Annotated in this window: 11 protein-coding genes; 5 read left to right on the top strand and 6 right to left on the bottom strand. The window is 62.9% G+C overall.

Annotation, left to right across the window (positions count from 1 at the left end; translation table 11 throughout):
- Window positions 1-79: 79 nt before the first annotated feature.
- Together NKJ06_RS11775 and NKJ06_RS11770 are read right to left on the bottom strand one after the other, a co-directional pair.
- Window positions 80-2,167, bottom strand: a complete 2,088-nt coding sequence (locus NKJ06_RS11775) for an ATP-binding protein (protein ID WP_352633340.1) — start codon at window positions 2,165-2,167, stop codon at window positions 80-82.
- Between the two features lie 77 nt (window positions 2,168-2,244).
- Window positions 2,245-3,018, bottom strand: coding sequence for a response regulator (locus NKJ06_RS11770; RefSeq protein WP_352633339.1), 774 nt, complete (start codon window positions 3,016-3,018; stop codon window positions 2,245-2,247).
- Window positions 3,019-3,063: 45 nt separating this feature from the next.
- Here NKJ06_RS11770 and NKJ06_RS11765 point away from each other — a divergent pair, with 45 nt between their 5' ends.
- A complete protein-coding gene (locus tag NKJ06_RS11765; RefSeq protein ID WP_352633338.1) occupies window positions 3,064-3,765 on the top strand; it encodes a winged helix-turn-helix domain-containing protein in 702 nt (233 codons plus the stop codon).
- 72 nt (window positions 3,766-3,837) lie between these two features.
- Here NKJ06_RS11765 and NKJ06_RS11760 read toward each other — a convergent pair whose 3' ends face one another.
- Complete coding sequence (locus NKJ06_RS11760; RefSeq protein WP_023757353.1) at window positions 3,838-4,005, bottom strand: hypothetical protein; 168 nt, start codon at window positions 4,003-4,005, stop codon at window positions 3,838-3,840.
- A 40-nt stretch (window positions 4,006-4,045) separates the two neighbouring features.
- Window positions 4,046-4,378, bottom strand: a complete 333-nt coding sequence (locus NKJ06_RS11755) for a hypothetical protein (RefSeq protein ID WP_352633337.1) — start codon at window positions 4,376-4,378, stop codon at window positions 4,046-4,048.
- A 357-nt stretch (window positions 4,379-4,735) separates the two neighbouring features.
- On the opposite strand from NKJ06_RS11755, the gene NKJ06_RS11750 reads away from it, so the two are divergent.
- Window positions 4,736-5,191, top strand: coding sequence for a L,D-transpeptidase (locus tag NKJ06_RS11750; protein WP_352633336.1), 456 nt, complete (start codon window positions 4,736-4,738; stop codon window positions 5,189-5,191).
- A 154-nt stretch (window positions 5,192-5,345) separates the two neighbouring features.
- Here the strand turns inward: NKJ06_RS11750 and NKJ06_RS11745 are convergent, their stop codons facing one another.
- A complete protein-coding gene (locus NKJ06_RS11745; protein WP_352633335.1) occupies window positions 5,346-8,429 on the bottom strand; it encodes an efflux RND transporter permease subunit in 3,084 nt (1,027 codons plus the stop codon).
- On the bottom strand, window positions 8,426-9,769 hold the full coding sequence (locus tag NKJ06_RS11740) for an efflux RND transporter periplasmic adaptor subunit (RefSeq protein ID WP_352633334.1): 1,344 nt from the start codon (window positions 9,767-9,769) through the stop codon (window positions 8,426-8,428). The genes NKJ06_RS11745 and NKJ06_RS11740 overlap by 4 nt, the downstream gene beginning before the upstream one ends.
- A gap of 145 nt (window positions 9,770-9,914) precedes the next feature.
- On the opposite strand from NKJ06_RS11740, the gene NKJ06_RS11735 reads away from it, so the two are divergent.
- The 3 genes from NKJ06_RS11735 to NKJ06_RS11725 all read left to right on the top strand — a co-directional run.
- Complete coding sequence (locus NKJ06_RS11735) at window positions 9,915-10,448, top strand: TetR/AcrR family transcriptional regulator (protein WP_352633333.1); 534 nt, start codon at window positions 9,915-9,917, stop codon at window positions 10,446-10,448.
- Between the two features lie 482 nt (window positions 10,449-10,930).
- Complete coding sequence (locus tag NKJ06_RS11730) at window positions 10,931-12,259, top strand: NAD(P)H-dependent oxidoreductase (protein WP_352633332.1); 1,329 nt, start codon at window positions 10,931-10,933, stop codon at window positions 12,257-12,259.
- Window positions 12,260-12,261: 2 nt separating this feature from the next.
- On the top strand, window positions 12,262-13,040 hold a 779-nt coding region (locus NKJ06_RS11725), incomplete at its 3' end, for a thiamine pyrophosphate-dependent dehydrogenase E1 component subunit alpha (RefSeq protein WP_352809831.1).

Here is a 13,040-nt window from a genome sequence, read left to right as displayed (position 1 = left end):
CTTGGGATCATGCTTTGAACTCCCCGAGCGCTCCCTCCAGCGCGCTCTTCTTCGGCCCCCGCCCCCGGGGGCCTCTTTTTTATCCTTTCAAGGCCGCCTGTTCGGCGATGGCGGACAGCACACTGCGCACATCCAGCGTACTGAACGGCTTTTCCAGGATCTGCGGCCGTTGCTGCGCCGGCAGGGCCTCGATTTCGGCTTTTGCGCCGATCAGGTCGCCGGTGACCAGCACGAAACGACGCGCCAGGTCGGGCTTTTCGGCAAGCAGTTCGCGATAGATCGATATGCCGCTGATGCCCGGCATGCGCAGGTCCGAAAAGACGATGTCTGGCGGCATGTGGCCGCCCAAGGTGGCCGCGCCCGATTCCCAGACAGGAACGATCCGCGACTTGATGCCCATCAATTCGAGAATATCGGAGAGCGAGCCGGCAACATCCGGCTCGTCGTCGATGATCAAGGCGTGGCGCAGGCCGCTCGATCGCGGCTGGTTATCGCCGGCGGTGGCGAGGCCGGCTACAATGGTGGGCAGTTGGACGACGAAACGCGCCCCCCTCGGCAACACTTCCTCGAACCAGACATTGCCATTGTGCCGCTCGATGATCGATTTCGAGATCGACAGGCCGATGCCGGTGCCGACGCCGACCGGCTTGGTGGTGAAATAGGATTCGAAGATGCGGCTGCGGATCGCTTCCGGCACGCCGGGCCCATTGTCTTCGACCGAGAAGCAGGGGTGACCCCGGTCGCTGCGGAACGTCCGCACCTTGATCAGCCGATCACCGGCAATGCCGGCCAGCGCATGCTGGCTGTTGATGAGGAAGTTGGCCGCCACCTGCGTCACATGGTCGGCGTCGGCCATGGCCAGCAGCGGGCCGGTGGCGAAATCGGTGTCGATGATGATGCCGCTGGAGCGCGCGCCGTAGGCGGTCACTTCCAGTGCCGCCCTGATCACCTGGTTGAGGTCGGTCTCGGCTTGTGCCGCGGGATGGAGCCGGACCATCGACAGGAAGCTCTTGACGATGCGGCCGCAGCGCTCGGCGGCCGCACGCACTTTCTCGGCGCGCACCTTGGTCTGCGGGTCGGAAGCGAATTCGTGCAGCAGCGTCGATTGCGCCACCACCACGGCCAGCGGGTTGTTGAGTTCGTGCGACACGCCGGCCAGCAACGAACCCATCGCCGCCATCTTCTCGTTCTGATGCAGCTTCTCGCGCTGGCGGCCGATCTCCTCCTCGGCGCGCAATTTGTCGCGCAGGTCGCGGATGGAGCCGAAGATCAAGCGACGGTCTGCGACCCGCATCTCGGTCGCCGTCAGTTCGATCGGGAACACTTCGCCGGCGGCATTCTGGGTCACCGTCTCGAGCCGCTGGCCGACCATTGGCGCGCCGCGGCCGGACATGTATTCGGCCCCCGAAGCATAACCCTTTCGGTAGTAGATCGGCACGATGGTATCGAGCAGGTCCTTGCCGAGGATGTCGCTGCGCTGGAAGCCGAACATCTTTTCGGCGGCCGGATTGAATTCGATGATCGAGCCGGTCTCGTCGATGACGACGATGGCGTCGAGCGAGGCCTGCAGCATGGTGCGGCGAATGACCTCGCTGGCATGGGCCTCTGAGGGCGAGCGTTCGATGGCATCGCCGATGGCGAGCGCGATGATGTGTAGCGTCGCTTCTTCCTCGTCGGTCCACTCGCGCTCGTTGACGCAGTCATTGACCGCCAGCGTGCCCCACAGATGGCCATGCGCGAAGACCGAAACCGACAGGAACGACTTGATGTTCTGCTTTTCGAAGTCGGTTCTCAGAAAGCCTTCGAGATCGCGCGTATGCCCGGCGAAGATCTTGCCTTGCCGTTCGTCCTCGGCCAGCCGCTCCAGCAGCGGATCCGAATTGACGATCGACTGCATGATGACGGTCGGCGACGCCAGTTCGCCACCGAAAAGAGGGTCGATCCAGTAGGCGGCGACAGATTGGGCGAAGCCCTGGCCGGGCAGCTCGCGCAGGCGAAACAAGATGCCGCGCTGGCAATCCATGGCTCGGCAGAGCGTTTCGAGGATGCCGTCCATCTCGCGCTGCCAGTCGCCGGCCTCACGCAACCGGCGAACGACACGCACGGCCGCCATCGCTGCGCCCTGCCTGAACCCTTGCATATCCGTGCTTGCTGCTTCAGCGATCATCTTCTGCCGTCATTCCGGAGTCGTGCCAATCCGATTGGCGAGCAAGGGCTGCGAATCCGACCCTGTGGCCTCGGGGCTCAGTTGCCGTCGCCGGTCGGCAGCGAGAAGATATAGCCCTCGCCGCGCACCGTGCGCAGGAATTTCGGATTGGCCGGGTCGGTCTCGATCTTCTTGCGCAGCCGCATGATGCGAATGTCGACCGCGCGCGACGATTCCGGGTCTTCGGTGAAGCCGATCGCCTCGGAAATCGCGGCGCGGGTCAGCAGCCGGTTGGCGCGGGTCAGGAAAACTTCCAGCACGTCGAATTCGCTCTTGGCCATGTCGATCACCGCGCCATTGGCGCCGGTGACCAGCCTGCCGTCGAGATCGGCCTGGAAAGGGCCGAAGGCAACGGCTCGGCGATCCGTCCTGGCCTTCTTGTCCTGAAGCTCCTGCGGCTGGGGAACCCGGCGCAACACGCTGCGGACCCTCGCCAGCACCTCGCGCAATTCGTAGGGCTTGACGATGTAGTCGTCAGCGCCGAGTTCCAGCCCGACGATACGGTCGAGCGCGGTGCCGGCGGCGGTCGCGTAGATAATGCCGATCGGCAGTTTCGAGCGCAGCCAGCGGCCGAGCGAAAGGCCGTCCTCACCGGGCATGGCGATGTCGAGGATGGCGAGATGGAACGACTGCGTTTCAACGAGGCTGCGCGCGGCGGCGGCGCTTTCAGCGGTGACCACGTCATAGCCGGCGGCGCCAAGATATTCGGCGACCGCATCCCTCAAATCGGGCTCATCCTCGACGATGACAATTCTTGCCCGCACGATGTTTGCGCTCCCACTTTCAGTGGAAAGTAGATTGGGTATAAACATGATGTCCAGCACTCATATCCGGTTGCCAGGGAACGGTTGGAAAACATGGCCGCACGATCGATCATCGCGCTTGTTTCCGTTGCCGAAGTGGTCGCGACCGAACTCGCCGACCATCTCGAGCGGCGTGGCCACGATGTGCATCAGGCGCGCCAGCCCTGGGAGGCCGAATCGCTGCTGTCGGGAAGGGGTATCGATGTCGTCGTCGTCGGCGACAGTCTCAGCCAGGCGGAGGGGCGGGACCTGCTCCGGCGTTATGGCGGCCAAGGCGGGGGTGGCGAGGGCGGGCCGGATTTCATCCTGATCTGCCGGCCGGCCGATCTCGTCGACAAGGTGCTGGCGCTGGAGCTTGGGGCGGCCGACGTCGTCGAGAGCCCGCTCAATGTCAGGGAGCTCGCCGCCCGTGTTGGCGGTCTGCTTTCGCGACGCGGCAGGGGCACCCAGGAGTTGATCGTGCTGGAGAACGCGACCGTCGATCTGAGGTCGGCCATGGTCATGCATCGCTCGGGCACGGAAGAGCAGCTTTCGCCTGGACAGGTGGCGCTGCTCAGGCTGTTCCTGGCCAGTCCGCGCAAGGTGCTGACGCGTGACGACATCATCGCCGCGGCACCGGCGGAAAACGCCGACGCCTTCGATCGCTCGATCGATTCGCGCATCGTGCGGCTGCGCCGCAAGCTCGACACCGAAACCATCACCACCATACGTGGCGCCGGCTACCGGTTCGATCCGCCGCAGCAATTCGCCGACTGATTGTCCGGCGCTGACGCAGTCTCCTTTGTCGGGCATCGGATTTTCCATCTCTGGTCCCGATGCTCCCGGCGCTCAGCGTACCAGCAGAAGTGATGGGCCCACCGGCATGTCGCCGCCCATGGTGAGCTCACTGGCATGGGCGCGGTCCCTCAGGAGCACGGTGGCAAGCCCGGCAAAGCCGAGCAGACCCTGTGCGTAGAGCAGTGCGGACAGCACCGAAGCGGCAAATTTCGTGTTCATCGTAGCAGTTCCCCAAAATTGAAACGTGTTGCGGATCGTTTCAGGACACCCCCGAAGTGCCCGCGCCGCCCACGGAATCCCCCGTCGCGGCGCGGGCCTTCGGTCCTCTCGGCAGCAAGTTGCCGGAGGGGCCGCGCAAACCCGTCAGCCTAAGACCGACCCGCCAGAGGGCCTTGAGCCGAGCAATGCGCAGGCTGGAGACAATCCAGACCAAGGCGAAAAACAGTGCGGCATGCAGCGTCGAAATCTCGCCTGAAGTCATCGCGCCGAGCCTTGCCAGCGGGGTGCCGGCAACCGTGCCGACGCCGCCAATGACAGCTGCCGCGATGCTGATCCTGAGAAGCCAGGACAGCGCGTTCGATTTCGTTCCCATGTTTCGTTACCGGCTGTTTTCGTTGCGTCAACTTTGCTTGCGCCCCGTATCCGGATCATGCCGCTCGAAGCCGCGCTTTGTTGCAATTCGGTTTCGAGATTGCCGGATTTTTCTTCGTATAACGGTAATTCGCACTTTCGTTTAGAGGCGGATACCCATGTTCCTGACTTTGGCCTAGCCGCCGGGTTACGGAACCGACTTGTATCGGGTTCTATGAAGGGCTGCGTTTGTTAACCGGTGGAAACAGATTCGAAACACAAACGAGTATTTTGCGAAATCTGCTCGAAACATGACGTTGGGATAAGCAGCCCATCGAATTGGAGCCGGCCGGGACCGGCAGAGAGAGGGGACATCATTATGCATACCGCCATTTCCGCCAAGCTCATCAACATCACCGCCGCCGCCTTGACGGGTGCCGCACTGCTGTTTGGCTCGGGCGCCGCGCACGCCGCCAACAAGATCGTGGCGCGCGTTTCGCTTTCACAGCAGGTCATGGAAGTCTCGGTCGACGGCCGCCCGACCTTCGCCTGGAAGGTCTCCACCGGCGACCGGGCCCATGTGACGCCGACCGGCTCGTTCAAGCCGACGCGCATGCATGAGATGTGGTACTCGAAGAAATACGACAACGCACCGATGCCGCACTCGGTCTTCTTCAGCGGCGGCTATGCGGTGCACGCGACCTATGCGATCAAACGCCTCGGCCAGCCGGCTTCGCATGGCTGCGTGCGGCTGCATCCGGACAACGCCGCCGATTTCTACCAGCTCGTCGAAACCTTCGGGGCGACCAACACCAGCATCGTCATCGTCAAGTAGCCTGACGGGATCGCTGCCTTTGGCCTATTGTGCCGAAGCCGTGGAGCGACCGTCAGAAAAAAGAGGCCGGAAAGATCCGGCCTCTTTTTATTTCCAGCTATTTTTGACGCATCTCCGGACGGAAAACCGTTTCACACTTTTCCTGGAATTGCTCTTAGCTCGGCAGTGCCGGCATCAGCTTGGGATCCGGTTTCTCAGCAAGGTGAGGCAGGTCCTTGCTGGCGATGAAGGTGTAGAACATGGGCACCACGAAGAGCGTGAACATGGTTCCGACCAGGATGCCGGTGAAGATCACCAGGCCCATCGAGTAGCGGGCCGCGGCACCGGCGCCGCTGGACGTGATCAGCGGCACAACGCCAAGCGCCATCGCCGCTGTCGTCATCAGGATCGGCCGCAGGCGCACCTTGGCCGAGGCGATGATGGCGTCATGCCGCCGCATGCCATGGATTTCACGCTGCTGGTTGGCGAACTCGACCAGCAGGATGCCGTGTTTGGTGATGAGACCGATCAGCGTGATCAGCCCGACCTGCGTATAGATGTTGAGCGTGCCGAGGCCCAGATTGAGCGGCACGATCGCGCCGAAGATCGACAGCGGCACCGCCATCATGATGATCAGCGGGTCGCGGAAGCTTTCAAACTGCGCCGCAAGCACCAGATAGATGACGACAACGGCCGCCGCGAAAGCGATCAGGATGGTGTTGCCTTGTTCCTTTTCCTGTCGCGATTGACCGGAATAGTCGATGAAGAATGTTTCGGGCAGGCTCTCCCTGGCAATGTCCTCCAGCGCCTTCAGGCCGTCGCCAGTGGTGACGCCGGGCAGCGGAAGTGCTGAAATCGTCGATGAATTCAGCTGGTTGAACTGCTCGATTGCCGCCGGTGCCGCATTGGTCGAAATCTTGACCACCGCCGACAGCGGCACCATCTCGCCCGTTACGCTGCGCACGAAGTATTCGCCGAGCTTGTCGGGGTTGTCGCGAAATTCCTGCGGCACCTGCGGGATGATGTCGTAGCTGTTGGAGTCGCGGTCGAACTGCGCCACTTCGGCGCCGCCGACCAGCAGCGTCAGCGTGCGGCCGATATCGGCGATCGGCAGGTTCAGCGCAGCGGCGCGGTCACGGTCGATGGTCACCGTCACTTCCGGTGCATCATAGGCCATAGAATTCTGCACGACGATGAAGCGGCCGGAGGCTTGCGCCTTGTTCTTGATCTGCTCGGCCACCTCGTACACCTCCGAGGAAGCGCCGGTCGATCGCACCACCATGGAAATCGGCAGGCCGCCGCCGGAGCCCGGCAGCGTCGGCGGCGCGAAGACGAAGGCCTCGACACCGGCGACTTTGGCGATACGGGCCGTGATGTCGGCCTGCAGTTCCTTCGAATTGCGCTTGCGTTCCGCCCAGTCCTTGAAGGCATAGCCGACGAAGGCGCTGTTTGTCGTGCCGCCGAAGGCGACGGCCGAGAACTGCGCCCGTGTCTCGGGAATGTCCTTCACCAGACCGAGAATCTGATTGACGTATGTCTCGGTGTAATCGGACGTTGCATAACGTGGTCCTGTCACGATCGAGAGCAGAAAGCCCTGATCTTCTTCCGGCGCCAGCTCGGTCGAGGTCTTGGTGAACATGAAACCGGTCACCCCTGCAAGCGCAAGCACGATGATCAGCGTCAATGGGCGATAGTTCAGCGAGCCGGTGACCGCACGTTCGTAGACATGCTCGACACGCGCGAAGGCGCCGTCGACAATACGCTGGAAAAGGCCTGGCGTGCCGGACTTCAAAAGGCGCGCCGACATCATCGGGGTGATAGTGACGGCGATGACGCCCGACAGCACAACCGAGCCGGCGAGGGTGACCGCGAATTCGCGGAACAGCGCGCCGGTCAGGCCACCGGTGAAGGCCAGCGGCGCGAAGACCGCGGCCAGCGTCATGGTCATGGCAACGATGGCCGACGCAATTTCGCGCATGCCGCTGAACGCAGCCTGCATCGGCGACATGTGGTCTTCTTCCATGTGACGATGGATGTTCTCCACCACCACGATGGCGTCGTCGACAACCAGACCGATCGCCAGCACCATGGCCAGCAGCGACAAAAGGTTGATCGAATAGCCGACCGCGAACAAAAGGAAACAGACGCCGATCAGCGACAGCGGGATGGTGACGATGGGCATCATCACCGAGCGGAAGGAGCCAAGGAACAACAGGATGACGACGACGACGATGGCAACCGCCTCGCCTATGGTCTTGAACACTTCTTCGATGGAGGCGCTGATCTGCCCGGTCGCGTCGTAGACCACCTCGATCGTCATGCCTTTCGGCAGCGTCTCCTGAATCTGCGGCACCAGCTTGGTGAGTGCAGCCGCCGTGGTCAGCGGGTTGGCCGCCGGTGTCGGGAAGATGGCGAGGAAGGTGCCGGGCTTGCCGTTGAAGCTGACCCTGGTGTCGGTGTTTTCGGCGCCGAGCTCGACGCGCGCGACGTCGCGCAACCGTACCACATTGCCGTCGGTCGAACGCAGCGGCAGCTCGGCGAACGCCTCCGGCGTCTGCAATGTCGAGCGTACGGTGATCGATGAGACGACGTATTCGTTCTCGGTATTGCCGGGGGCCGACAGGAAGTTGGAATTGTTGATCGCCGTCAGCAGTTCGGAGGCCGTCACGCCGCGCGCGGCAAGCTTGATCGGATCGATCCAGACGCGCATCGAGTATTCCTGGGCACCGAAGATCTGCACATCGGCGACGCCTTCGACCGTCGACATGCGCGGCCTGATGACGCGCTCGATATACTCGGTCAGCTGCTCCTTGGTCATGTTCGGATTCTGCATCGAGATGTACATCATCGCGAACTGCTGGCCGGTGCCCTTGACGATAACGGGGTCCTTCGATGCGTCCGGCAAGGTGCCGCGCACACCCTGGACCTTGGACAGCACCTCGGTCAGCGCGACATCGGGGTTGGAGCCGAGCTTCATCTGCACCGTCACGGTGCTGGAAGACGGGCGGCTGGACGAGGTGACGTAGTCGATGTTCTCGGTCGAGGCGACGGCGCGGGCGATCGGGGCGGAAATGAAGCCCTGGATCAGATCGGCGCTGGCGCCTGGATAGGCGGTCGTGATGGTGATCGCCGTTTCATCGACCTTCGGATACTGCCGGATCGACAGGTTGAAGATGCCCTGGAAACCCAAGAGCAGGATCATGCAGGCAAGGACCGTCGAAAGGACGGGCCGGCGAATGAAGAGATCGGAAAAGCTCATTGCTGGTCGGCCTGCTTGTTCGCCGATTTGGTCGGGTCGATGGTGTTGTCCACAACGACGGACATGCCGTTGAAGAGGCGGTTCTGACCTGCGGTGACGACCTCGTCGCCAGCCTTTAGCCCCTCGACGATCTCGACCATGCCTTGATTGCGGCGGCCCGGCTTGACGAACACCTGCGACAGCACCAGCGCGGGCTTGTCACCGTCCGCCGCCGGACCAGCAGCCTTGTCCGCCGGCTTTGCCGCATCGGCGGCAGGCTTGGCTGCATCAGCCGCCGGCTTCATGGCATCAGCCGGCTTGGTGTCAGCCGGCTTGGTATCAGTCGGTCTGGCGTCCGCCGATTTGTCGGCTGCCGGCGCGGCGGGTTTTTCGTTCGGCTTGGCCGGCTGCGCAGGGGCTGCCTCGGCGGGTTTCGCCGGCTGTACGACGAAGATGTAGTCGCCATAGAGGCTTGTCGTCAGTGCCGTCTGAGGCAGCGTCAGCACGTTCTGCTGTTCGGGCAGTTCGACACGCACCTGCACGAACTGGCCAGGGGTCAGCTTGCCGTCGGGATTGGCGACTTCCGCCCTGATATTCACCAGACGGCTGGACGAGTCGATTTTCGGGTCGATACCGCGAATGGCGCCGGCAAACGGCATATCCTCGCCGCCGAAGCCCAACCGAACCGTCTGGCCGATCTTGAGCAACGGGAGTTGCTGTTCGGGAACCGAGAAATCGACCCGCATCGTGTCGAGATCCTGCAGCGTCACCACTGCGGTGCCGGGTGCCAGATACTGGCCAATATCGATCTTAGGAATGCCCACCGTGCCGCCGAACGGCGCCGTCAGCCGCTTCTGGTCGAGCAAGGCCTCCAGCTTGGTGACCTGGGACGCCGAGGCCGAGGCCGCCGCGCGCGCCGTGTCCAGCGTCGAGTCGGAGCCGACGCCACGCTTCGTCAGTTCGATGGCGCGGGCCAACGACGTCTGATCGAGCGCGGCCTGCGCCTTCTGTGCGTCGAGATCGGCGCGCTCGACGGCATCGTCGAGCTGCAGCAGAACCACATTGTCCGCCACCTTCTGGTTGGCATGGAAAAGGATGTCCTTGACGATGCCGGTGGTCTCGACCGTCAGGTCGACACCGCGCACCGCCTTGACCGTACCGATGGCCTCGACGCCCGGCGTCCAGCTCGACGGCTTGGCAATGACCGTCGACACGGTTGCCGCTGGCGGCTTCATCGATGCGAAATATTGCTTGATGCCGTTGTCGCGCAGGAAGTTGAAGCCGACGATGCCGCCGACCACGACGACGAGCACGGCCAGAACAAGAATGATGATAACGATACGAAGTATGCGCTTGAACAAGGAAGTCCCCTCAGTCGAAATCCGGCGCGAAGCGCGGACATCGGGACACATATCGACTGCGGGTCCCGATTTCAAATAATGGCGATCTTACTGTACCGTCTGGACGGTCTTGTCAATTGGGCCTAAGCTTGCGAAGGGAGGCGCCATGAGAGCCCAACGAACGAACTCGCGCGAGAAAATTCTCGCTGCGGCGGCCGATGTCGCACGGGAATCCGGGCCTGGCAGCCTGTCGCTGGAAGCGGTTGCCAGCCGTGCCGGCGTATCGAAGGGCGGGCTTCTCTATAATTTCCCGACCAAGGCCAAATTGATGCAAGGGCTGGTCGAAGACTATCTGCGCGAGTTCGAGCAGGCGCTGGAAACCGCCTGCGTGAATGACAAAGACGAAAACACGCTTGCCGTCTACATCAGGCTGTCGGCCAATGATTGCGAGGAGAAGCAGCCGTCGGCGTCCTGGATTTTCTCGGCGATCGCCGAGGATCCCGATTTCATGACGCCGATAAAGACATTCAAACGGCAGCTCTTCGAGCGGCTGAAGGGCGAGACGCCAGACCTCAAATCGCTGCTGGTCTGCTATCTCGCCATCGAGGGATTGCGCAGCATGAACCTCTTCGACGCGGATGTCCTGTCGAAGGACGAGCGAGAGCTGCTGGTTTCGTCCTTGCTGGAGATCGCCAGATAGGCGCGCCGGATCGAAGCGCTCAATCCACGGCGCGCCTGATCCTGCTCGACACGCTGGACAGCGGCCATGTCGAGGGCAGGCTTTGCGAGGTGCGCCTGCGCTGGCTGGGTGAAAGACTGGAAGAGGCGCGCGACCGGCCGGTCGGGGTGATCGTGCATTTCCAGGATTTCCCGGTGCTGTCGGCGCCTGGTCTAGTTCTATAGAGTTCTTCAATCCGAGACTGGCACCGGTCATGACGGAGCGGCCGGCGCGGGCGGGGATAGCTCCCATATCCTGCCTCCAAGAATCATATCGCGGCGCTATCTGTTCGAGTGCAATGTCCCGCGCGCCTGCCTCCGGCTGCGGAAGGCTTTTGGTCCACGGAGCCTCGCGAAAGGGTGTCAAAAAGCGCAAGAATATGGACATTAGTCTTGACAGAAATACATATGTTCAATACCCGTCAGGCAATTGAACAAGCCTGCAATGTGGGAGGAATAAGCGGTATGGCTTCCAATGTTTCGTTGACGGGTCTTGCCCGCGATCTCGAGGAACGCGCCAAGTCGGGCAAGCCAATCCGCATCGGCCTGATCGGCTCCGGCGAGATGGGAACCGACATCGTCACCCGCGTCGCCCATATGTCGGGCATCGAGATCGGCGCCATTTCCGAGCTGAACCTGCCCGCCGCGAGCAAGGCGGTGGATATCGCCTTCCAGGAAACCGGGCATGCGCGCGAAGTCTCGAACGCTTCGGCGATGACGGCGGCGATGGAGGCCGGCAAGGTGGCGGTCACCAACGATGCCGGCCTGGTCATCAACAATGATCTGATCGACGTCGTCATCGACGCCACCGGGGTCCCCGCCGTCGGCGCCGAGATCGGGCTGCGCGCCATGGAGCATGGCAAGCATCTGGTGATGATGAATGTCGAGGCCGACGTCACCATCGGCGCCTACCTGAAGAGCGAGGCCGACCGGCTCGGCGTCACCTATTCGCTGGGCGCCGGTGACGAGCCGTCCTCCTGCATGGAGCTGATCGAGTTCGTCTCGGCCATGGGGCACCCGATCGTTGCCGCCGGCAAGGGCAAGAACAATCCGCTCAATATCGATGCCATCCCCCCCGACTATGAGGAGGAGGCAAGGCGCCGGCACATGAATGTGCGCATGCTGGTCGAATTCGTCGACGGTTCCAAGACCATGGTCGAGATGGCGGCGATCGCCAACGCCACCGGGCTGGTGCCCGACAAGGCCGGCATGCACGGCCCGGCCGCGACGCTTGGCGAATTGTCCAAGGTGCTGGTGCCGCAGAAGGACGGCGGCGTGCTGTCGAAGGTCGGCGTCGTCGACTACTCGATCGGCAAGGGTGTCGCGCCCGGCGTCTTCGTCGTCGCCGACATGTCGCATCCGCGCATCTCCGAGCGCATGGAAGATCTGAAGATGGGTAAAGGACCATACTTCACCTTCCACCGTCCCTATCACCTGACCTCGCTCGAAGTGCCGCTGACCTGCGCGCGCGTCGTGCTCTACGGCAAGGCCGACATGGTGCCGCTGGCCAAACCGGTCGCCGAGGTCTGCGCGGTGGCCAAGAAGGACATGAAGCCCGGCGAGAAGCTCGATGCGATCGGCGAATATTGCTACCGCGCCTGGATCATGACGGCGCCCGAGGCACGGGCCGCAAAGGCCATACCCTGCGGCCTGCTGCAGGGCGGCTCGGTCACCGCGCCGATCAGGAAGGGCGAGCTGATTACCTACGCGAATGCAGCTCCCGCAGCGGGCTCCAAGATCGCTGAACTGCGCGCCCGCCAGGACAAGCTCGTCTACGGGTCCGTGGGGGCGTGATCATGGCCGGAGCCAGCAAAGCCGTCACCGATAGTCGCGCCAATCTGCCCTTTGTCTATCGCCAGTACAGCGCCGAGCAGCTCAGGGGGGTGCTCCACAAGATGTACCTCATCCGTCGCTTCGAAGAGGGCGCGGAGGAGTGCTACACGCGCGGCCTCATCCACGGCACCATGCACTTGTCGATCGGCCAGGAAGCCAGTGCCATGGGCATCTGCATGCCGCTTGCCGAGGATGACCAGATCACTTCGACGCATCGCGGCCATGGCCACTGCATCGCCAAGGGGGCCGAGGTCAAGCGCATGTTCGCCGAGTTCTTCGGCAAGACCACCGGCTACTGCAAGGGCCGTGGCGGCTCGATGCACATTGCCGATGTCGCCAAGGGCAATCTCGGCGCCAACGGCATTGTCGCAGGCGGCATCCCGATCGCCGTTGGCGCCGGGCTTTCCTCGAAGATGATGAAGACCGGCAAGGTCGTGGTCTCCTTCTTCGGTGATGGCGCCAACAATGAGGGCGCCTTCCACGAGGCGCTGAACATGGCGGCGATCTGGAAGCTGCCGGTGATCTTCGTCTGCGAGAACAACGGCTACGGCATGTCGACATCGACGGCGCGTTCGACCGCCGTCAAGAACATCGCCGAGCGCGCCGCCGCCTATTCGATGCCGGGCGTCATCGTCAACGGCAACATCTTCTCCGAGGTCGCCGAGGCGTCTCATCAGGCTGTCGCCCGCGCCCGCGCGGGCGCGGGGCCGACGCGGATCGAATCCAAGCCCTATCGCCCTCG

The organism is Mesorhizobium sp. M0293, assembly GCF_040321735.1.
In the GTDB taxonomy this organism is placed as follows: domain Bacteria; phylum Pseudomonadota; class Alphaproteobacteria; order Rhizobiales; family Rhizobiaceae; genus Mesorhizobium.
This window is presented reverse-complemented; position numbering and strand designations above follow the sequence as displayed.